20 protein-coding genes are annotated in these 21176 nt (G+C 68.9%); 12 read left to right on the top strand and 8 right to left on the bottom strand.

From position 1 onward, the window contains the following. The first annotated feature begins 1 nt into the window (after nucleotide 1). Genes AB0L65_RS49840 through AB0L65_RS49830 form a run of 3 tightly spaced genes read left to right on the top strand, consistent with a single transcriptional unit; the run spans nucleotide 2 to nucleotide 3656 of the window. Entirely contained in the window at nucleotides 2–1348 is a 1347-nt protein-coding gene (locus AB0L65_RS49840; protein WP_364261756.1) for a molybdopterin-dependent oxidoreductase, read from the top strand. Next, nucleotides 1345–1851 carry a hypothetical protein gene (locus tag AB0L65_RS49835; protein ID WP_364261753.1) on the top strand — a complete coding sequence of 169 codons (507 nt, stop codon included), beginning with the start codon at nucleotides 1345–1347 and terminating at the stop codon, nucleotides 1849–1851. Before AB0L65_RS49840 ends, AB0L65_RS49835 begins: the two co-directional genes overlap by 4 nt. Beyond that, entirely contained in the window at nucleotides 1848–3656 is a 1809-nt protein-coding gene (locus tag AB0L65_RS49830) for a glycoside hydrolase family 15 protein (RefSeq protein WP_364261750.1), read from the top strand. The genes AB0L65_RS49835 and AB0L65_RS49830 overlap by 4 nt, the downstream gene beginning before the upstream one ends. 139 nt (nucleotides 3657–3795) lie before the next feature. On the opposite strand, the gene AB0L65_RS49825 is transcribed toward AB0L65_RS49830, so the two are convergent. The 3 genes from AB0L65_RS49825 to AB0L65_RS49815 all read right to left on the bottom strand — a co-directional run bounded on the left by AB0L65_RS49825 (nucleotide 3796) and on the right by AB0L65_RS49815 (nucleotide 6053). Further along, on the bottom strand, nucleotides 3796–3927 hold the full coding sequence (locus tag AB0L65_RS49825; protein WP_364261747.1) for a hypothetical protein: 132 nt from the start codon (nucleotides 3925–3927) through the stop codon (nucleotides 3796–3798). A gap of 97 nt (nucleotides 3928–4024) precedes the next feature. Continuing rightward, nucleotides 4025–5236: an MFS transporter gene (locus tag AB0L65_RS49820; RefSeq protein ID WP_364262059.1), complete on the bottom strand. Its 1212-nt coding sequence runs from the start codon at nucleotides 5234–5236 to the stop codon at nucleotides 4025–4027. After that, nucleotides 5226–6053 (bottom strand): HEXXH motif-containing putative peptide modification protein, encoded by an 828-nt coding sequence (locus AB0L65_RS49815; protein ID WP_364261744.1) that lies wholly within the window; start codon nucleotides 6051–6053, stop codon nucleotides 5226–5228. The genes AB0L65_RS49820 and AB0L65_RS49815 overlap by 11 nt, the downstream gene beginning before the upstream one ends. A gap of 479 nt (nucleotides 6054–6532) precedes the next feature. On the opposite strand from AB0L65_RS49815, the gene AB0L65_RS49810 reads away from it, so the two are divergent. Continuing rightward, nucleotides 6533–6901: a hypothetical protein gene (locus tag AB0L65_RS49810; RefSeq protein WP_364261741.1), complete on the top strand. Its 369-nt coding sequence runs from the start codon at nucleotides 6533–6535 to the stop codon at nucleotides 6899–6901. A 161-nt stretch (nucleotides 6902–7062) separates the two neighbouring features. Here the strand turns inward: AB0L65_RS49810 and AB0L65_RS49805 are convergent, their stop codons facing one another. Further along, nucleotides 7063–7911 (bottom strand): oxygenase MpaB family protein, encoded by an 849-nt coding sequence (locus AB0L65_RS49805; protein ID WP_364261738.1) that lies wholly within the window; start codon nucleotides 7909–7911, stop codon nucleotides 7063–7065. A 54-nt stretch (nucleotides 7912–7965) separates the two neighbouring features. On the opposite strand from AB0L65_RS49805, the gene ubiA reads away from it, so the two are divergent. Next, complete coding sequence (gene ubiA / locus AB0L65_RS49800) at nucleotides 7966–8844, top strand: 4-hydroxybenzoate octaprenyltransferase (protein WP_364261735.1); 879 nt, start codon at nucleotides 7966–7968, stop codon at nucleotides 8842–8844. Nucleotides 8845–8891: 47 nt separating this feature from the next. Next, nucleotides 8892–9242, top strand: a complete 351-nt coding sequence (locus AB0L65_RS49795; protein WP_364262071.1) for a hypothetical protein — start codon at nucleotides 8892–8894, stop codon at nucleotides 9240–9242. Between the two features lie 225 nt (nucleotides 9243–9467). Here the strand turns inward: AB0L65_RS49795 and AB0L65_RS49790 are convergent, their stop codons facing one another. Continuing rightward, complete coding sequence (locus AB0L65_RS49790) at nucleotides 9468–10070, bottom strand: response regulator transcription factor (protein WP_364261732.1); 603 nt, start codon at nucleotides 10068–10070, stop codon at nucleotides 9468–9470. Nucleotides 10071–10789: 719 nt separating this feature from the next. Here AB0L65_RS49790 and AB0L65_RS49785 point away from each other — a divergent pair. The 5 genes from AB0L65_RS49785 to AB0L65_RS49765 all read left to right on the top strand — a co-directional run bounded on the left by AB0L65_RS49785 (nucleotide 10790) and on the right by AB0L65_RS49765 (nucleotide 14756). Beyond that, on the top strand, nucleotides 10790–11686 hold the full coding sequence (locus tag AB0L65_RS49785) for an ABC transporter ATP-binding protein (protein WP_364262056.1): 897 nt from the start codon (nucleotides 10790–10792) through the stop codon (nucleotides 11684–11686). Between the two features lie 24 nt (nucleotides 11687–11710). Then, a complete protein-coding gene (locus AB0L65_RS49780) occupies nucleotides 11711–12430 on the top strand; it encodes an ABC transporter permease (protein WP_364261729.1) in 720 nt (239 codons plus the stop codon). A gap of 141 nt (nucleotides 12431–12571) precedes the next feature. After that, the gene (locus AB0L65_RS49775) at nucleotides 12572–12841 is read left to right on the top strand and encodes an alpha/beta hydrolase (protein WP_364262053.1); all 270 of its coding nucleotides are present in this window, start codon (nucleotides 12572–12574) and stop codon (nucleotides 12839–12841) included. Nucleotides 12842–12861: 20 nt separating this feature from the next. Then, the gene (locus AB0L65_RS49770; protein ID WP_364261726.1) at nucleotides 12862–13398 is read left to right on the top strand and encodes a GPP34 family phosphoprotein; all 537 of its coding nucleotides are present in this window, start codon (nucleotides 12862–12864) and stop codon (nucleotides 13396–13398) included. 215 nt (nucleotides 13399–13613) lie between these two features. Further along, nucleotides 13614–14756, top strand: coding sequence for a histidine kinase (locus AB0L65_RS49765; protein WP_364261723.1), 1143 nt, complete (start codon nucleotides 13614–13616; stop codon nucleotides 14754–14756). Between the two features lie 39 nt (nucleotides 14757–14795). Here the strand turns inward: AB0L65_RS49765 and AB0L65_RS49760 are convergent, their stop codons facing one another. Next, nucleotides 14796–15107, bottom strand: coding sequence for a hypothetical protein (locus AB0L65_RS49760; protein WP_364261720.1), 312 nt, complete (start codon nucleotides 15105–15107; stop codon nucleotides 14796–14798). Nucleotides 15108–15114: 7 nt separating this feature from the next. Between AB0L65_RS49760 and AB0L65_RS49755 the strand changes: the two genes are divergently transcribed. Next, a complete protein-coding gene (locus AB0L65_RS49755; protein WP_364261717.1) occupies nucleotides 15115–15519 on the top strand; it encodes a hypothetical protein in 405 nt (134 codons plus the stop codon). A 47-nt stretch (nucleotides 15520–15566) separates the two neighbouring features. On the opposite strand, the gene AB0L65_RS49750 is transcribed toward AB0L65_RS49755, so the two are convergent. Then, the gene (locus tag AB0L65_RS49750; protein WP_364261714.1) at nucleotides 15567–20738 is read right to left on the bottom strand and encodes a DNRLRE domain-containing protein; all 5172 of its coding nucleotides are present in this window, start codon (nucleotides 20736–20738) and stop codon (nucleotides 15567–15569) included. Between the two features lie 67 nt (nucleotides 20739–20805). Further along, nucleotides 20806–21176, bottom strand: a 371-nt coding sequence (locus tag AB0L65_RS49745) for a hypothetical protein (RefSeq protein ID WP_364261711.1), incomplete at its 5' end; no start/stop codon positions are given.

Genomic DNA, 21176 nt, shown 5'->3' with positions numbered 1-21176 from the left:
TGTGCCGGATACGTCGCGGGGGCGCGATCGTGAGGTCAAGCCCGACAAGAAGGGCCGCCTGGCCGCGCGCCTCAGGGGGTGGAGCGGGCCGCCCGGGCCGTTCCGGCCGGAGTTCTGGCGCAGCCCGCTCCGCGGCCCCTGGCTGACCTCGGTGCTCGGACTGATCCTGCTGGCAGGGATCACCCTCGTCGCGATCACCGGGCTGGTGTCGTACGCCGCCTACGAGCCTCGCCTGCCGGGCAACGACACCACCCCCGGCAGGGGCCTGCTGGGCTTCTATCTGTTCGACTGGCCCACGGACCCGGTCTGGTTGTACCGGGTCACCCAGGGCGCGCATGTCGTCGGCGGGCTGACACTGGTGCCGATCCTGCTGGCCAAGCTGTGGTCGGTCATCCCCAAGCTGTTCTCCTGGCCGCCCGCCCGTTCCGTGTCGGAGGCCGTCGAGCGGGCCAGCCTGCTGCTCCTGGTCGGCGGCGCGGTATTCCAGTTCGTGACCGGGATCCTCAACATCCAGCTCTTCTACGTCTTCCCGTTCTCCTTCTACCCGGCCCACTTCTACGGCGCATGGATCTTCCTGGCCGCCTTCGTCGTCCACGTCGTCATCAAGCTGCCCCGTGTCATCCACACCCTGCGGACGTACGGCCTGCGCGACTACCTGCGCACCTCTGTGGCGGACACCCGTCCGGAGCCGCCGGACCCCGATGGCCTGGTCGCCGTTGACCCGGGGCCCGCCACGATGTCCAGGCGCGGCCTGCTGGCCTTCGCCGGCGGCGGCTCGCTGGTCATGTTCGGCCTGTCCGTCGGCCAGTGCATCGACGGGCCGTTGCGCCGTACCGCGCTCCTCGCTCCCCATGGACGCCTCTACGGGACGGGCCCCAACGACTTCCAGGTCAACAAGACCGCAGCCAGCCTCGGCGTCACACCGGACCGGACCGGCGAGTCCTGGCGGCTGGCACTCGTCGGACCGAACCGGATGGAGCTCTCCCGCGCGGACCTGCTGGCGATGCCCCTGCACACCTACGCCTTGCCGATCGCCTGCGTGGAAGGCTGGTCGACCGTCCAGACCTGGACCGGCGTACGGCTGGCCGACCTCGCCCGCCTCGCCGGGATCCGGGCCGGCTCGACAGGCGTCACCACCAGGTCTCTGCAACGTGGAGGCTATTTCGGCCAGGCCTCGCTCAGCGCCGCGCAGGTCGCCGACCCGCGCTCGCTGCTGGCGCTGCGGGTCAACGGCGCCGACCTGTCCCTCGACCACGGCTACCCGGCGCGGGTCATCGTCCCCAACGCTCCCGGCGTGCACAACACGAAGTGGGTGCGCGAGCTCGACTTCACCCAAGGGCGATCTTGAACGGCCACAGCCGGTGGGCCAGGACCTACGGCGCTCCTTCATGGCACCTGCTCGCGCTCGCCCTCTGTTTCCTGGTCGCCGGCTATACCGCCATCCGGGTGGTCGAAGTGGGGATCTGGCCGGGCTTTCTGGTGTGGTTCGTGGGGGCCGTCATCCTTCACGACCTGGTGCTGTTCCCTCTTTACTCCGCCGCCGACTCGGTTGCCCGGTCCGCCACCGCCCGTACCCGTCGTCGTACGGCTGCTCGGCCTCGGCCCCGACCGGCGGGGCGGCGGCCGGCTCCGATCAACTACCTGCGCGTGCCGACCGCGTTCTCGGGTCTGCTGCTGCTGGTGTGGTCCCCACTCATCCTGCGCGGTGCCGAGCCCAACTACAGGGCGGCGGTCGGTTTGAGCACCATTCCGTATCTCAACCGATGGATTCTGGTCACCCTGGTGCTCTTCGCCGCCTCAGCACTGCTCTACATGGTGCGACGCCTGGCCGCGGGGCGGGTCGGCCGTTGAGCGCCCGGCCGATCGGCGACTACGCGATGTTGTCGGACTGCCGGTCCGCCGCGCTGGTCACGTCCGACGGCTCTGTCGACTGGCTGTGCCTGCCGCGTTTCGACAGCCCGGCGCTCTTCGCCCGGCTGCTGGACGAAGAGGCCGGCTTCTGGGCGATCCGGCCGGCATGTCCGGCCGAGGTGACCCGACGGTACGTTGAGGACACCCTTGTGCTGGAGACCACGTTCCGGACGCGCGACGGCACCTTGGTGCTCCTGGACGCTCTCGCGCTGGGCCGTGGCGAACGTGGGCACGCGCTGGGCACGTCATCCCCCGGCCTGCTCCTGCGCCGGCTCGCCTGCACCGAAGGGCGGGTGTCCGTGGAGATCGTGTATGCGCCCCGGCCCGAGTTCGGGCTCGTCCGCCCCCTGATGCAACCGGTCCGCGGCGGCCTCATCGCCCGCGGAGGCGCCGACGTGCTCACCCTGTCCAGCCCGGTGGAATTCCGGACCGGCGGCTCGGTCGCGGACACCGCCCTCACCCTGCGCGCGGGACAGAACGTCGGCCTGGCCCTGCAGGCCGGCCGGGCCTGGGCGCCCGACCCGCCGCGCCGTACCTCCTGGGCCGTCGCGCGCCGGATCCGCGACACCGTCGCGGGATGGCGCTCCTGGTCACGCGGGCACGCCGACTACGAGGGACCCTGGCGCCGGCAGGTCAACCACAGCGGCCGGGTTCTGCGCGCGATGACCTACGCCCCGACGGGAGCCATGGTGGCCGCGGCCACCACCTCCCTGCCGGAAAGCATCGGCGGGGAGCGTAACTGGGACTACCGCTACACATGGGTCCGCGATGCCAGCTTCACCCTGCACGCCCTGAACACGGCCACCTGCGAGGAGGAGGAAACCGCCTTCTTCACCTTCCTGTCCCGCGCATGCGCGACCCAGGTCGACACCGACCCGGACCTGCAGATCATGTACGGCATCGGCGGCGAGCGCGACCTGAGCGAACGGCGGCTACCGCATCTGCGGGGGTGGCGGGACAGCGCCCCCGTGCGGGTCGGCAACGACGCCTGGCGTCAGCGTCAGCTCGACGTGTACGGCGAACTGCTCGACGCCGCCCACCAGACCTATCGGGACATCGGCCCATTCGACCCCCTCACCCGCTCGCTGCTGATCGGAGTGGCCGAGACCGCCGCGCGCCGCTGGCAGGAGCCGGATCAGAGCCTCTGGGAGGTCCGTGGCCCCAGCCGGCACTTCACGCACTCCAAGCTGATGTGCTGGGTGGGACTGGACAGGGCGATCACCCTGGCCCCGGTGCTGGGGGCCGCCTCCCGGGTCGCCGACTGGACGCGCGTCCGAGACGAGATCCACGCCGCGATCCTGACCCACGGATGGAACGAGCAGGCGGGTGCTTTCACCCAGACGTTCGGTGGCACCCAGGTCGACGCCGCCACCCTGATGATGCCCCTGGCCGGATTCCTGCCGCCGGACGACCCGAGAATCCGCTCCACGGTGCAGGCCGTCGCCACCCGGCTGACCGACGCGAGCGGGCTGGTGTACCGCTACCGTTCCGCGGACGGGCTGGCCGGACAGGAGGGCCCGTTCCTGCTGTGCACCTTCTGGCTCGCTCACGCGCTGGCCCTCACCGGTCAGGACGCCGCGGCCAGGCGGGCGTTCGAGACCGCCGCCTCCTGCGCCAACGATGTCGGCCTGCTCAGCGAAGAGGTGGACCCCACCACAGGAGAGGCAATCGGCAACTACCCTCAGGCCCTCAGCCACATCGGCCTCATCAACGCCGCCCGCGCCATCGGGGACGCCCGGCGTTGAGGTCTCCCGGCACTTCATCGAAACGGTCACGCTCAACGGGCGGCGGCGCAGCGTCCTGGCCACGACGGCGATGACAACCGCGATCAGGGCGTAGCAGGTCAGTGCGGCACCACCTGCCGGCGCGGACAGCGATCGGGTCTCAGCGGTGCCGGTCTGCGCCCACAGCGACGCCCAGCAGGGTGCAGACGGCCATGGTCGGTGCGCTGCGGACCAGCAGGGCCGCGACCGGCACGGTCGGGAGACCAAGCGTGATGCCCTTGAGCGTGGCCACGCCGAAGTGATGGTCCGGTGCCGATAATCCCAGGACACGGCGATGGTGCCCGGCGAGGGATCCGCTGCCCGGCGCAGAATTCGTCGGGCAAAGATCGCTAAGCGGCGCGAAAATTTCTGGAAGTGAATGCCAGCAACCCGACCAATACCAGCAGGACGCCGTTCGCGGTGGCCGCAATTACCGGTCCCGCGATCTCTCCCAACACCCCAAAACCACTTATCGAAGATATTACGCCCAGACTTTGCACCAGAGTCATCATCGCAGAGATTCTGGACGTATGTGATTCCGGTGCCGACTGAACGACCAAGGGGGTCAAATGCATGGCAGCAATGCCGTACCCCAATCCCACCAAAGCCGTAGAGGCGAGCGCAAGGGGCATGACAGGCGACATGGAAAGCACCGCAGCCCCGACGCCGGTGATGACAATACCAGTAGCCGAGGCGACACCAGGCCTCTTGGAGGTGCCATAGCGTGATGTCATTAACGCTACCGCGAAAAATACCATATCCTGGACCCCCAGCAGCCATCCGACGTCGTAAGGGCTCCAACCGCGCATTCGAGCCAGAAGTGGCACAAAGAGTGTGGCGATCGGTGCGATAAAGGCCGCACCGCCAGCCATCACTGACAATCCGACCTGTAGGACAGGAACCTTTGCCGCAAGCCTCAAGCCGTCGCTCGCCTCATGGATCAGCCCTGCTCTCTTCCCTTTTTCGGGCGATTCAAAGGGTGGGCGCACGAACGCGAGGACGACAAGTGTCAGGACGAAGCTGAAAGCATTCACAATCGCCGCGCCAGAAATTCCGAAACCGACGGTGAGTACTCCGCCGAGCGGTGCGCCGACAAATCCTGCCACCTGACGACCGGCCTGCTGAACGGCCAGGGCTCTGGAAAGTTGCTCCGGAGCCACCAAACGACGCATTATTGAGGTGGCCGAGGGAAGATGAAATGCATTGATCAGCCCAGTGATCAGGCTGAATCCGGCCAGCAGCCACACCTGCGTACCGAAAACAGTGGCAGCAGCGGCCAAGAGCAGCGAGTTCAGTGTCATGGCGCCAAGGGTGAACCCCATGACCCGCCGAGGACCTGCTCGATCGGCGAGAGCTCCACCGACCAATAGTAGGGTCGCCTGCGGTAAAATTCCGACAGTCAGGGTGATGCCGGCGGCCGCTCCACCGTGGGCGGTCGCAGCCCATGTGAGAGCCACGGTGAAAGCCATACTTCCTGTCGTGGACACCACTGCGGCACAAAGCCATGCCTTGGCGCGGAAAGGGATCCCAGGCTGCACCGCCGTATGCGAACTACCTGGCATGACGAGCTGGTTTGATCGTTGATACGAGTGCGCGTCCTGCATCCGTCAATGGCAGCTCGTTCTGCACGGTTGTGTACGCAGCCGCCAGGTCACGCATCGCACGCTCGGCTCTCTCGGGTACCGCACGTGTACCCAGTCGTGCATGCCAGTCGTGCAGGCGGGCCAGGACAAAAAGCTGATGCAGTAACCCCGCAGCGGGCCGGGGGTCCTCACGCAATGGTGTTTGATATAGTCTGCCATTGTCGTCCTCTAGGCATGGCGTGCTTGCCAGAATCCCATTGAGCCGAACGTGTGACGACTCATGGATGATCTCCTCGGCGAGGACGGTCACATTCGCCAAGCTATCGGCTCGTAAGCAGATCAGGCCGTGTGTGCAAATGTCTGCGAAGCCGATGGCATTTCCGGCGGTGAAGAACGATAGACAGGTCACCGTCGTCTGAATTTCTTGGGCCATGGCCGGCCAGCGGTCGACGATGAGCCCATGGGCTTGCCTCAGGAAGCCATGACAATTCAGCTGCTCGGGTGAATGGAAAACCAGCGTCTCTACATCTCCCGCCTGCCGGGCTATACGTATGTGTCGCTCAACGGTAGGTGCGACCACCGGTTCTTCCAGCGGAGTCAGATCAACCGCGAATCCGGCTCTTCTCGCCGCATCACCGGCGCGTCGGCGACTCTCTTTGACCGTCCTGATTAGGCCGTTCTTCGAAAGCGCCGGAGGAGCACCGTTCGCTTTCGCCCAGGCCAGAGCGAAAGCGGCAGGGTGGGAGAGATCCCCGCCGAGTTGCCGTTCGAGCTCGACGGCGTCGCACTTCAACATGTCCGCCAGCTGTGGCCCGAGGAACTGGGAGAGTGCAGCTCTCTCGAGCTGTGCTCTCCCAGCGTCGGGCTGCCAATGCAGCTCCATCAGTCGACTCAGCCGCCGAAAACGTTACCCATGAGTCTCTGCTCGGCGAGTGGGACTTCGGGAAGCTTCGGCACGGTCAGCTTCGGCTCGTCTCTCATTTCTCGTTCCTCCAGCTTCTTGACTTCGCCGGTCGGAGCGATTCGCGGGTACCTTGGCGATAGCAGGACCAGGCTCCTTGAATCTGGAGCTGACATCTTGGTCGATTTCTGTCAACCAGTGGGTGGCCTCATCGACAGGATGCCTGCACCTTCACGCAGCAATCGACAGGTCCGTCGCAGCCAAACGTGAGCAAATCGCCCGTCTTATAGAACCTCTGGCGCCAAATCAATTCTGATCTGCCGGCCTTCCCCATGACAATCCCAAATCCGCAACATCTGGTTCGTTTTCTGGATATGATTCAGCCTGTCGGGCCCGAGCTGCTGATTCAACTGGCGGGATCACGGCTCATGTCGGCCTCGTTGTCATACCTGGCAGCGATTCGGATCGGCCAATTCCGGCTGCTGCAGTTGCGTACTGACACCGGCGAGGACATCGAGATCATCGTCCTGCGCCGCCGGGTCGGTCCGATGCGGCCGGCGCCGGCGGACCGGGCGCTGCCGGCGATGCCGTCTCGGCTGCTGCCCCGGATCCGGTGGCCGGCGTTCGTGATGACCCCGGCCACGCTCTTGCGCCGGCACCCGGACGTGGTCGGACGACAGTGGACCTGTCCGCGGAGTCGGCTCGTTCCACAACGAACATCGGCCACATCGAGCGCTTCCTGAGCCCAGCGCAGACTCTGTCCCGATCGCGCCGCTTGACATTCGCCGACGCGACCGACTGGGCGGTGTCCTGAATAAGTACCACCATGCGGCTTGACCTGGCCGGATGAATGATCGGCAGCCGCACCGTCGATCGGAGGATCGGCAATCCGTGTCCGCGGCCGTCAGCCGCGGCCGGCTCGTTCCAGCGCCGCTCGACGCATGGGTGGGACGCGATATTTCGGCGGTAGAGCCGCCCGGACCAGAAGCCGGGTTCCCCGGGCCGACAGTCCGGCGATGACGTCGGTCGCCGGACCGCCCCGACCGCCGTAGAGCCGGCGGGCCCACGGCGGTAGGAGACCGACAGCGGTCGCGGCCAGGACCCGGTAGGCCCCGCGCGACGGAGCGCTCGCGAGCGCGCGCCGAAGAGCCCGGTTGTTCCATTCCACCGGCACGGGCGGGCAGGTGGCCAGGAAGGTCGCGATGTCGGCTGCTTCCGTAGTCAGGCTCAGTTGCGAACGAACGGCCTCGTAGTAGGCCGCCACATCCGCTGCGGTGCCGGGGACCGAGGTGGGGTCGAGGCCGATCAGCTCGGCGCTCCGGCGCTGTTCGGTGTAGTAACGGTCGACCTCGGCACTGGTCAGCCGGAGACCGGCGCGGCGAACCGTGGTCACGAACGACTCGGCCTCGGCCACGTGCACCCAGCGCAGCAGGTCGGGCTCGTCGATACGGAACACCTCGCTGGTACGCCGGTCCGTTGCCCGCATCCCGGCGTGCAGGCGCCGGACCTGGCTCGCGGCGGCCTCCGCCTCGGCGATCGTGCCGTACAGGATGGTCCGCAGGTAGACCCAGGTGCGAATGAGCCGGCGCCACGGGTCGGTCCGGTACGAGGAGTTCTGGGCGACACCCGCGACCGCACGCGGATGCAGCGCCTGCAGGTACAGGCTGCGCAAGCCGCCCAGCGCGACGATCGGCTCGCCGAAGACCTTCCAGCTCACCGAGTCGGGCCCGAACACACCGATGTCACGGTTCATGAGAGATAGGCAATCCTTGCCGAGGCGCCACGGTGGGCAACGGGATCATCCTCGATGGCGATGGTACATCGAGCGATCGTCCGGATCGGCGCCTACGCGCGGTTGGTCCGGTTGGACAGGCCCATCGGTATCTGGCTGTTGATGTGGCCGGCGCTGTGGGCGTTGTGGCTGTCGTCCAACGGCGACCCGGACGAGCGCGTGTTCCTCGTGTTCATTGCCGGGACGGTGCTGACACGTTCGGCGGGCTGTGCGATCAACGACTTCGCGGATCGTCAGTACGACGGGCACGTGGCGCGCACCAAGGGCCGTCCCCTGGTCACCGGCGAGGTGAGGCCGGCCGAGGCGGTCGGGCTGTGCTGCGTCCTGGGCGTCGCAGCGCTCGGACTCGTATCCACGCTGAATCGGCAGACGCAGGTGCTGGCGCTGGCCGGCGGTGTGCTGCTGCTGACCTATCCGCTCATGAAGCGTTTCTTCCCGGCGCCGCAGGTATACCTCGGCGCTGCCTTCACCTGGTCGGTTCCCATGGCCTTCGCGGCTCACGACGGCGGAATGCCACGGGCGGCTTGGCTCCTGTTCGCCGCGGGGCTGGTGTGGACGGTGGCCTACGACACCATGTACGCGATGGCCGACCGCGACGACGACCGAGCCCTCGGCATCCGTTCGACCGCGATCCTGTTCGGCGACGCTGATCGCCTCGTCGTCGGCATCATGCAGGCGGGGATGCTGATCGCCATCTGGCTGGCCGGCCGGGAACTGCACCTCGGAGCATGGCATGCGGGGGGCGTGACGGCCGCCGCCCTGTTCGCGTTGCACCAGCAGTTCCTCATTCGCCGGCGCGGTCGTACGGAATGTTTGAAAGCGTTTGCGAACAACAACTACGTCGGCATGGTGATCTTCGTCGGTATCGCACTCGAGTACCTCTTCCGGAGCTGACGGCGGGACCGTCGTCCTTGACCTCGGCTATTCGTACGCTCTGTCCGGTGCCAGAACTGATGAACCTGATTTTCCAGGCTTGTCTCGTGCTGTTTCGACTTGTGTATCTGCTGGTGGTCAGGGTGTTCGGCCGGCTGGTGCCGCTTGCACGGGGGAGGCTGTTACCCGCTCGCCTTCGACTGCGTCGCATCGTGGCGTCCGGCACGCTGCTTGTCCGGCATCGCAGGCTGGTCAAGGAGAAGTGGACCTACCCCGCCAAGCAGAGCCGGCCGCCAATTTCCGAAGAGATCCGCGAGCGATCCCAGCTCGCGCGCGAGCCTGCATGCGTGCGGCTCGCCAGGCGCTCAGTGCCGGTTCGACCGACGCCCAGCGGGCATCGGACAGGTCCGAGGGGGTAGGGACGGCGTGAGGTCGTAGTCGCTGTGCCGGCAACTGTCGCTGTAGAAGGCCCGCATCTGTCGAGTCGGGCGATTCAAGGGGCATCCCGAGATCGGACGGGCAGGAGGTGTCTCGTCAGGCGAAGTGCCGGCTCGATTCGAGAAGGCGGAATGCCGCTCGGTCCACACATTTTGGTCCAGGACGAAAGCGGGACGAACGATGACAAGTAATCATAAGATGCCCACCTACAGCCAGTCGTGTTCGCGTGCGTACCGCGCCGCCTCGTGCCGGGTCCGGGTCTGGGTTTTCTGCATCGCGTTCGAGAGATAGTTGCGCACCGTGCCCTCCGCCAGATGGAGTTGGGCGGCGATGTCGGCGACCGAATAGCCTTCGCCGGTCGCCCGCAGCACGTCGATCTCGCGGTCGGTGAGCGGGCAGTCGTCGACGAGGGCGAGGGCGGAGACATCCGGGTCGATCCATCGCCTGCCCTCGTGCAGGGTCTTGATGACCGAGACGATGTGCGCCGGCTCCGCGGACTTGCTGACGAAGCCCTGGACGCCGAGCTTGAGCGCCTTGCGGAGCACGCCAGGCCTGGCATGGCGGGTCAGCATGAGGATTGTCTGGTCTGGCCGCGCCTGACGGATCTCCATGACGGCGCCGAGCCCGTCCACACCGGGCATCTCCAGATCGATGACGAGCACGTCGGGCCGGTGCAGCAGTGTGGCCCGTACCGCCGCCTCGCCGTCTCCCGCTTCGGCGAGCACGGTGATCTCGCCCTCGAGCGGCAGCAGTGACGCCAGCGCCTTGCGGAGGAGGGCCTCGTCGTCGGCGAGTACCACGGTGGTCATCGGTTCTCCTGTGCTTCGGAACGTCGGTGCGGGAATGCCGCGGTCGTCAGGAAGCGCCCGTCTTGCTGCTCCACCGTCAGCTCGTCCCCGTTGGCCATCACTCGTTCCCTGAGGGTAGCGAGGCGCCGGAGGTCGGGAAGCGGAGCCTCCTGCGGGCCGTCGTCGATGACGGCGATGCCCGGCTGGGAGCGTGATCCGTGCCTGCGCGTGCCGCAGGATGTCGGTGGTCGTCCTCCCGGAGGACCTGGCCGAGCAGATCGCCCTGTGACGCCACCGGGGCCCCGCCACACCCGCTGCGGCGACGAAGGCGATCAGCCCCAGGGCGGCCGCGCTCAGGACGGCGGCATCCCCCATGTCCGGGCGCCGAACGCCACCAGCAGCGCTCCCACGAGGCCGAGAGCCGCGAGCTGCGTGCGGACATTGAGCCGGTGCATGTGCCGCTGCGTCCTGTCAGGCTCTCCACCGGGCGGGCTCACCGATCCTCAGCCGGGTGCTGTGTGTCGGGGCTGAGCGGTCATGTCGGCCGTAGGCAGAATGCGCAGGGGTCTGGTGTCCATGTGTGGGCTCTCCGGGATCGAACGGCAGAGTCCGCCAGTATTCTTCACGTCCCGTGGCGGCACCAGTGACACCACGTCATGCGTTCACGCCAAGGATGTCATGGCGAGGTCATGACGTGGTCGCACTGGCAGATGCGTGCGGCGACGGCTGAGATCGACGGCATGTCCTCGACACCAGTCATCGACGTCGACCGTCTGAACCTCACCTACGGCGACTTCCGCGCCGTGCGGGACCTGTCCTTCCAGGTACGGCGCGGGGAGTTCTACGCTCTGCTCGGCACGAACGGGGCGGGGAAGACCTCGACCCTGGAGATCATCGAAGGCCACCGCACGCCCACCTCGGGCACCGTACGGGTCTTCGGGCAGAGCCCGCGCGACCGGCGGGCGGTGCGGCCCCGGATGGGCATCATGCTGCAGGAGAGCGGATTCTCGCCGGATCTGACGGTGCGGGAATCGCTCCGGCTGATCGGAAGCCTCACCCAGCGCATCGACACGGTCGAACGCCTGCTCGGCATCGTCGACCTCACCCGCAAGGCCGGCACCAAGGTGTCCCAGCTCTCCGGCGGCGAGAAGCGGCGTCTGGACTTCGCCACCGCCGTGTACGGAGCGCCCGAGCTGATCTTCCTGGACGAGCCCACCACCGGCTTGGACATCCAGTCCCGGGACGACCTGTGGGACGCGGTGGACCGGCTGCGCGAAGACGGATCCACCATCGTTCTCACCACGCACTACCTGGAAGAGGCTCAGCAGCGCGCCGACCGCATCGGGCTCATGCACAAAGGCACCTTCCACCGGGAAGGGACCGTCTCCGAACTGACGCGTACCCTGCCCGCCGCCATCCGCTTCTCCGTGCCGGGCCCCGCACCCGCGCTACCGCTGCAGGCCACGCGCGAGGGTGACGGGAAGTACCTCATCGAGACCTTCGGCCTGCAGAAGGACCTGCACACCCTGCTCCGCTGGGCCCAGGACCACGCGGTGGAGCTGCGGGACCTCCAAGCCGGCCCCACCCGGCTCGACGACGTCTTCCGCGCGCTCGGCAGCGACCAGCCCACTCCCTGAATTTCCAAGAAAAGGACCTTTGCCATGCTCTCGATCGCTCGCAGCGAGCTGGTCCAGATCTTCCGGAACCGGCTGGTTCTGGTCACCTGCCTCGTCATGCCCGTGGCGGTCAGCGCGTTCTTCATCTCCCGGCACGAGGTGTTCGCGGCTCTGGGCAGTCTCGGATACATCGCGGCGGTGGTGCTGTTCACGGTGGCGGCGTTCACGCTCTACACCACCACGGTGACCACGCTGGCCTCGCGCCGGCAGAACCTCTTCCTCAAGCGGCTGCGCTCCACCGCGGCGGGCGACACCGGCATCCTCCTGGGGCTGCTGCTCCCGGTCACCGTCATCTCGCTGGTCCAGGCCGCCGTGATCATGACCGTGCTGGGCGCGGTCACGGGCGCGCCGGACAACGTACTTCTCCTGGCGGCGGCCGTCGTCGCGACGATGATCATGATGCTGGGACTGGCACTGGCCACCGCCGGAGTGACGAACTCCCCGGAGCACGCCCAGGTGACCACGCTGCCCATCGCCATCGGCACCATCGTCGTGGCCAGTTGGGTGGGGATCGCCGGCACGGAGGATCTCACGCTGCTCAAGCGGCTGCTTCCCGGCGGCTCGGCCGCCGAACTGGTCGTCAACGCCTGGAACGGCGGCGTACCGATCGCTGACTCGCTGATTCTGCTGGCACCCACGCTGAGCTGGGTCGTCGTCGCCGTCGCGCTGGCTTCCCGGAGCTTCCGCTGGGAGCCGCGCCGATGACGTCCGGGTTCGTCCCCAACCAGCGCCGTTCGTCATGTCATGAGGAGGAACAGGACGCGGGAATCCATCGTGACCGTTCTCGCCGCCGCGGTGTCGGCGGTGACGGCATCGGCACCTTGAACTGGGGCAGATGCCCGGAGGCTGTCACCGGGGCCGGCCTGGAGCGCGCGACACCGGCGGCCCGCGTCGAACGTACTCATCCTGCGGAACCTCCGCGACCCGGCGACGCCGCCGGCCGGGGCCCGGCACCTGCGGAGGGCCTTCGGCGACCGGGCCCGGATGGTGACCGCCGACCAGGGCGGGCACCTGGCGTACCTGTTCACGAAGAACCGGTGCGCCAACGACCTCGCAACAGAGTTCCTGGTCACGGCAGGACGTGGCGTGTCCGGACTGACCACCGAGAGAAGGTAGGGACATACATGCGGAGCGACATGCTGATCGTCGAGGATCTGATGCTGCTGATGCTCGACGACGAGACGGGGGCCATAGCCGGAGCCGGCACCCTGCACTACAGTCTCGGCGGCGCCGTACTCGTCGAACTCGCCCTTGATGGCAGGATCGAGACCGACGGGGGCCGCCCCGGGCTGAACGGTCCCAAGGTCATCGCGGCCGGGGACGGCCCACTTTCGGACCCCCTGCTTCAGTCCGCCTACGAGAAGGTCGCCGAGCGACCTCAGAGGGTACAGCCGCTCCTGCTCGCCATCGGCGGTGGCCGTGCCGTACTGGTAGACGGCGAGAGTCCCGACGCCCGCACCGCGGCGGTGATCGCGCTGCTCTCGTCAAGTGGCACCCTGCCGGCTCTCCGGACGCCCCTCGCGTGGTCGGCCAAGGTCCGCGAGCGCGCGAAGGAGCTCGAGAACGGCAGCTGGGGCGCCGCGGCCGTGAACACCGCAGTGACGCGCACCGCCGCGGCGATCGCCGCGTCGAGCGCTGCCGTCAGTGTCGCCGTGATCACGGCGGTCACCTGAGTTCCTCGCGATGCCGAACGGCGGCGCCCCGCCCGATGCGGTCTCGCGGTGACGTCATGACGTGGTGTCACTGCTGGCACCGTGGAGCAGGAAGAATACTGGGCAGACGCTGCTGTTCGACCCCGGAGAGCCCTCATGTCAGACCAGCGCGCCCGGCGTGCACGGCCACGGTCCTACGGCGTGAACCGACCGTCCGGCAACCAGGTGAGGAACCCGTGAGCCCGACACACCCGGTGTCCGAGGACAACGAGCCGGCGCAGGGGAAGCTGCGCAAGCTCAACCTCACCATGTTTCTCCCGCTGCTCGTCGTCGCCGGGGCGGTGGTGGTGGCGACGGACGCCCGGTCCTGGTGGGACGCCCTCGTCCTGGGCGTGGGCGTGGTGGCGGCCCTGGTCTCCTTCGTCCGGTGGGCGGGGGGAGACGTCCTGCGCGTCGCGCTGCCCTGCATGATCGTCACCGCGGCCGTGTGGCCCTACTCCGTGCTGGTGGCCGGCGGCAGCGCGGTGTTCTTCGCCGTCGCCACCGCGGGCGCCTTCGTCATCCCCCAGCTGCCGCGGCGCCGGGTCATGTGGGCCGTCGCGCTGACCGTCTATGTCGCCGCGGTGGGCGCGTCGAGGCTGCTGGTCGCGCACGAGGACGTTCCCGGCGTGCTGTTCCGGTACGTCCTCATCCCCACGGGCATCACGGCGGCGATCATCGGGCTCAGATTCCCCAACAAGCGCTTCTACGACGTCGTCACCGAGCTGGAGGCGGCACGGGAGCGGGAAGCGGAGCTGGCCGTGATCCGCGAACGCGTCCGGTTCGCCAGCGACCTGCACGACATCCAGGGCCACACCCTGCACGTGGTGAAGCTGAAAACGGCGCTCGCCCAGAAACTGGTCGACAGCGACACCGAACGCGCCAAACAGGAGCTGCGGGAGATCCATGCCCTGGTCAGCGACACCATCACGCAGACCAAGGCGCTGGCCTACGCACAGCGGCGGCTCAACCTGTCCGCCGAACTGGAGAACGCCAGGAACCTCTTCGAGGCCGCGGGCATCGGCGTACGCATCGACCGGGAAGCGGACGTCGACCCGGGCGCGAGCGAACTGCTCGGCCAGGTGCTGCGCGAGACCACGACCAACATCCTGCGCCACGCCCAGGCGACGCGGGTGCGGATCACCCTGTCGGAGTCGAGCATCACCATCGTCAACGACGGCGCCCAGCAGTCACCGCTGCCCGAGCTCCGGGGCCTGGCCGCGCTCGAACAACGCGTCACCGCCGACGGCGGCGAACTGACGGTCGAACAGAAGGACGGGCAGTTCCTGACAGCGGCGGCATTCCCGCACCGACGGTCCGAAGCACAGCAGCACCGATGATCGCCGGCGCTGGGGAAGACCTCGACGAATGGTCCTGGTTCAGAGAGGGAGGACCGCCGATATGGCGGTCAGCGCGGCTTGCAGGATAACGATGCTGACGACTGAGCGAAGGAGCATGAGTTTCCAGTGAAGGGCTTGATTCGCCCGCTGGGAAATATCGCGTTCGTCCGTGACCGGGCCCAGCAGGAACGTCCCGGAGTCAGGCCGCCGCCAGAGCGCCGCGAACAGCAGGAATGCCGCGCCGACCGCACACGCCTGCGCCACCAGGTTCAGCACCGTCGCGATCCCGCCGGCGGCCGGCACGTCGCGAGCGGCCAGGAACAAGGCCCCGGTAGCGACGAGTAGGAGCACGGCGACAATGTCCGCGTACAGAATCTTACGACGATTCGGCTCGGCCACATCGCGACCGTACGTACCAAACCGGCCGAGATCAAGGGCCGTAACAGCCGGCCCGGCCGCCCTGACCACCGCCGCCACCCTCGCCGCCCAGCCCGCCACCGCCGCGAGCCAGGCCGCGGTCGTCTGCCCGACCGGTTACCTGTGCCTGCAGCCGAGCGCGTCGTCGGCCAGGGTCGTGCTCGTCGAGCAGGGGGACAGCCGGTCCTTCTCCGGCGGGCTGCAGGTCAGCCAGGTGTCCAATCAGACCGGCGTGGCCTACTGCGTCAGCGGCACGCCCTACGGCTACACCTTAGGCGCCAGGAAGACGGAGACCCGCACCCACACCGTGCTGTCGGTCAAGCCGGCCGGAGTCTGCGCGGCCTGAACGTGACAAAGCCCGGGTGTGGACCACCCGGGCTTTGTCATGTGCGGTCAGTACGGACGCTGGAGGTAGCGGCCGAGCGCCGGGTCGTACACGCGGCCCGACACCAGGACCCTCCCGTCCAGCACGGTCGGGTGGTACGCCCCGCCGAGCCAGCCGTGACGGACCGGCTGGGAGGGCACGCCGAACTCGTCGTACCCGACCACCGTGGCGAGGCCGGTGCCGAGCTCCAGCTCGGTCCCGACGCTCCCCCCGACGGTGAGCAACTGCAGGCGCACCGATCCGGTCGCGCCGGTGAGCGCGGCCAGCTCCCCGCCGATGCCGGCGACGTTGCGGACGATCGTGCCGTTCGCGGCGGTCCAGGAGGGTTTGTCGCCGTCCGAGCCGTAGTGGTGAACGGTGACCGCGCCCGCCTCGTTCGTCTCCGATCGGATCCGGCCCGCCGGGTCGCGGGTCCAGGTCAGGCTCTGCTCGCCGGAGGTCATCTTGGCCGGCAGCCCGTCGGCGAAGTAGCCGACGGTACGCCCGCCGGGCAGCGACGTGGTCCGGCCCGCCGCGTCGTAGGCGTAGCCGTCGCCGGTCAGCCTGCCGTCGGAGGCGTAGCCGTAGCTGGTGATCGACGCGGCCGAGTCGTCGGCGACCGGGCAGTCCTCGTCCGACGACTGCACCGCCAGCCGGGTCCGGTTGCCGGCCCCGTCGTGGTCGTAGCGGCGCAGGGTGCACACCGGGAACGCCATGTCCAGCGCCGACGCGAGCTGTCCCGCCTTGTCGTAGCCGAGCTGCCGCTCGGCCATGAGATCGGTCCGCATGCTCAGCAGCTCCTGGCCGTGGACGTTCCGGGCGACCTGGTCGATCATCACCGGGGCCTCCAGGCCGTCCCGGGTGTAGATCCGGGCGTAGCTCTGGCCGCGTTCGTCGTAGCCGACCTGCAGGTGCAGGCCGCCCGGCAGGTCGCCCTCGGTCTGGCGTCCCTCGGCGTCGTAGCGCGCGGTGAACGTGCCCGCGACCGAGTCGGTCACCGAGGTGGCCAGGCCGCGCGGCTCGGCCTTGGCGTCGTAGGCGTAGGTCCTGGTGGACGGGGACGAGTCCGTGACCTTGACCGGGCGGTCGAGGTCGTCGTACTCGGTGCGGGTCAGGCCGCCGTCGGCGTCGGTGTGGGAGATCATCCGGCCGAGCCTGTCGTAGGCCGTGACGACCTTCTCCGTGCCGCGCCAGCGCTGGGTGGGCCGGCCGGTCGCGGAGTCGTACCCGAGGCCGATCTCGGCCTCGCCGCCCGCCTTGGTGGCGGTGAGGCGGCCGGCGGTGTCGCGCTTGAAGGTCGTGGCCGTGTCGCCCTCGGTCACGGTGGCGGCCAGACCGGAGGCGTCGTACGTGTACGTGCGCCCGCCGTCCTGGCACACCAGGCCCGCCCAGTCGGATCGCCCGCCGCACGGCGCGCTGCCGGTCGCGGTGTAGAGCACGGGGTTGGCGGCCGTGGTGGTGACCGCCTTGCCGGCGGGGTCGCGGACCGTCTTGACCTGCCGCCCCGTGGCCCAGTCATAGGTGATGGCGGTGGTGCGGACGTCCGCGTCCGGCTTGGACTCGCGCCCGACGATCACCGCGCCGGTCTTGACGGTGGTCGGCAGGTCGCGCGCCACCGCACCGGCCGGGCGGCCTTCGTCGTAGGTGCTGACCGTACGGGTCCTGGCGCCGATGGCGTACCCGGCGGGCAGGTCGTCCACGTCGGACTCCAGGTTGATGATGTGGACCGGGCTCAGCTCCTCCAGCTCGCGCCGCCCGGACACGTCATAGACCGAACGGGTGGACAGCAGCTCGGCGCGCTCCTCGGGCTCGTAGCCGGTGATGGCGAGTTCGGCGAGGCGGAAGTCGGTGATGTCGCGCTGCGACAGCTCCCGGTTCGCGGCGGTGAGCTCCCGCACGACGTGGCCGAACCGGTCATAGCCGGTGGCGGACAGGTGCCCGCCGGGCGTCAGGACGTTGACCGCCCTACCCGACTCGTCCAGGTACGTCACCGTGGCGGCCAGCCCCGGCGGCTGCACCGACGTCGCGGTCACGGGCGCCACGGCCTGGCCCCACGCCGCCACCTCCTTGGCCGTCACGTCGGCGGGGCCGCCGGCCGAGGTGGTGAGCGGCACGCCGTACACGACGGTGGTCTTCGCCTCGCCGGCGACCTGGTCCGCGGTGCCGGCCTTGAGCGTGGCCCGGGTGACCGTGCGGAGCCGCCCGTCGCTCTCGTACGCGAAGGTCCACGGCAGCTCGCCGGGCGGGGTGAGCGTGGAGACGCGGCCGGCGGAGTCGTACCCGTAGACGGTCTTCAGCGCCGGGCTGATCCGCGGGTCCCACGCCTCGGAGAGCCGGCCCGCGCTGTCGTAGCCGTACTGGGTGATCACCGTGCCCTGCAGAGAGACGCTGGACAGGCGTCCTGCGGTGTCGTAGCCGAGCTCCAGCGGGTGCCCCGACTTGGTGATCGACTTCAGCCGGCCCTGGTCGTAGGCGTGGCCCTCGGGGGCGTACAGGTCGCCTTGCCTGGTGAACGTGGTGGCCTCGCCGCGCGCGTCGGTCAGCGTGTACGTGCCGGTGAGGGCCAGGTTCTCGGCCCCTGGCTCCGGCTTCCAGCCGTCCGCGGTCTTGGTGAACTGCACCGGCCTGCCGTCGGCCCGCGTCACCTCGACCGAGGTGGCCGAGGTCTCCTTGAGCACGGGCACCGGGAGCGACCAGCCAGCCTCGCGGGAGGAAACCGTGCGGGTGAGCGTCAGGCCGAAGAGCCCGCCTGCGGTGGTCTGGAGGCGGTAGTCGCCGGTCTGGAGGTTGAGCACGCCCGGCCCGACCTCCTTCGTGGCGGCCCGGGTGGCGCGGCGGTCCACCACGACCTCGACCGGCTGGGACTCCGCCGTGGTCGTGCCCGTGACGACCGCGCGCACCTGCACCGCGGCGTCGCCGAGCTGCGTGCCCGCGTCCCAGGTCAGGCCGGACAGCCTGCCCGGGGCGGCGACGGGCCACGCGGTCAGCGGCTTGCCGTCGGCGCCGGTGACGTTCGCGACGGGCAGGTCCGCCCAGGCATCGGTCTCGGAGCGCCGGTACTGGAACCTGGCCTGCGTGAACGCCGTGCCGGTGACGGCGAGGGGCACCTTGGCGGTGCTGCGCAGGCCGTTCACGGGCGCGGTGAGCGAGGCCACGGCCGCGCCGGTCCCGACGTTGAAGGTGTAGGCGGTCGTCGGGGAGGCGTTCCCGGCCTTGTCGATGGTGTAGACGCTGAGCGTGTGGGCGCCCGTCGTGGCCGGGGTGAGCTTGGCGGTGACGGCCGCGCCGGTGGTGAGCACCTTGGTCACGGCGTCGCTGTCGAGCTTGTAGGCGATCCAGCCGGCGTCGGTGTTCGCCGGGGTGAGGGTGAACGTGCCGGCCTTGCCGGCGTCGCCATGGTAGGTCCCGTCGTTCGGGTAGTCGGTGGAGGCGGCCTTGGGGGCGGGCGGCTTGACGGTGTCGACGGAGAAGTACGCCGTCTGCCAGAGCTTCGAGACCAGCGAGCCGTCGTGGGCCCACGACCGGAACATGTACGACTTTCCGTGGGCCAGCTTGCCCGCCGGCACGTTCGCGCCGGAGAAGCCGTTGCTGGCCACGAACGCGCCGTAGAGGTCGTCGATCAGCATCGTCGAGCCCTCGTACAGGTCGAACTTGCCGCGGACGTTGCCGCCGTCGGGATCGCGCACGTGGTTGCGCAGCTGCGGGGTGAGCGTGTTGGTCCAGAGCGTGCCGTCGTAGTCGGTGAACGGCGACACCCAGGTCGAGACCGGGGTGCTCGGGTAGGAGTTGTACGTCACCGAGACGACCGGCACGTGCGACGAGGCGTTGCCCGAGTTGAACCGCTTCCAGGCGTACTTGTCCGACTCGTTGGCGGCCCGCAGGCCCATGCCGGACTCCTTCCAGCCCTGGTCGGCGTAGTGCTGCACGAGCGAGGTGACGTTGGCGGTGACCCAGCCGTCGGCGCAGCCGCTGCCGTAGCCCTTCGTCTCGCTGGAGGAGGCGTACTTGGCGGCCATGTGCGGGCCCGGGTAGCGCGACGACGTCGAGGCGCGGTCGGCCGACCAGACCTCCCACGAGCGGGCCTCGCACGACCACGAGTGGAAGTTCCAGAGCTTCAGCGTGGCCGAAATGATCTTCCTGCCCGCGATGCCGGGGGTCTTCCACGTGATGAACGACTTGGCGACCTGGCCGCTGCCGTTGTTGCCGATCTTGAGCTCGGTGGCGCCCGACTGGTCGGTGCCGTAGCCCTCCTGCACGAACGTGTCGAAGACCTGGCCCAGGTTGAGCGTGGGGTCCACGGTGACGGGATACGTCGTGGCGGGGTCGTTCAGGAAGGCCGCGTCGGGGGTGAAGACGAGGTCGCGGCCGGAGACCTTCATCCCCACCGGAGCCCGGCGCAGGTGCTCGCCGGAGATCGGGTGCGTGGAGGCGTCCCACATCTCCGGCGCGGGGATGGTGACGGCGACCTTGCCCTTGGCGTCCACCAGCTCCGCCCCGCCGTCCTTGGCCTCGCGCGGAGTCAGGCCCGGCGCCTTGAGCGTCAGCGTGTACGACAGAGGAGCCGCCGGGCGCGACTTGAGCAGCAGGAACTGCTCGGCGCCGGTCCGGGTGGCGGTGACGACCAGGTCGGCGCCCGGCATGGCCTCCGCGTACGTGGCCGTCTCACCGGCCAGGCCCGGCACCGGCAGCGCGCCCTTCCACTGCAAGGTGACCTTGGCGGAGCCCTCCCCGATCGTGATCAGGTCGGTCGCCGCGGTGTTCGCGGTGGCCTGCCGGGCGCTCAGCCCGGCGCGCCCGCCGCCGAAACGCAGCTTGCGGCCGTGACCGCGCGGCACGATCTCGCCCGACGCGGTCCTGGTGAGCGCGATGTCCACCGGGGCCCACCCGCCGTCGCCGCGGTAGCGCACCGGACCGGCGAACGAGTCGACCGTCAGCGTGCCGTCCGGGTTCGCGTAGGTGGTGGTGGTCTCGGTACGGGCGTCCGCGACCTCGACCCGGCGGCCCGTCAGGCGGGCGGACAGGCGGGCGGAGGCCTCGTCGGGCGCGCTCGGCTCGGCGGCGACCCGGGCCGGGTCACTGGGGTCGTCCACGGCCTGGGCGGCGGCGGGCGGTTCTGCGGCGGCCGGCGAGGGGGGCACGGCCAGCGGAAGAAGTAAGAAGGCGAGACCACCGGCGAGGGCCCGCGGCAGGAGGGCAGACATGGGGAGCTCCGAGGTAGAGCGACGCCCCCGCCGGCTTGACGGGGGCGTCAGGTTGTCACAAGGGGATTTACTTGCTCTGGCAGCTCTTCTTGCGGACCTCGCCCCAGACGATCGGGCCCGGCCACTGCATCCGCAGCGCGAAGCACTGCTTCTTGTTGGCGGCTTCCCGAATCTTGTAGATGTACTGGGCGATGCCCGCCGCGAACATCACCTTGCAGGCCAGCTTGATCTTGCTGTTCTTGGACTTGTCGCAGGCCGCGTCGGCCACCTTGACCGCGCCGGCCGCCCCGGCGTACAGCCAGGAGCTGTGGATCTGGGCCGTGAGCTTCTTCGAGAAGATCACCCGGCACATGGCCTTCCACCACTCGCACTGCAGCTTGAGCGCGGGGTCGGCGACCACGGGGTAGGCGGCGCCCGCGTGCTCGACCGTCTGGATGA

This window comes from Nonomuraea sp. NPDC052116 (assembly GCF_040680035.1).
Classification (GTDB): domain Bacteria; phylum Actinomycetota; class Actinomycetes; order Streptosporangiales; family Streptosporangiaceae; genus Nonomuraea; species Nonomuraea angiospora_A.
This window is presented reverse-complemented; position numbering and strand designations above follow the sequence as displayed.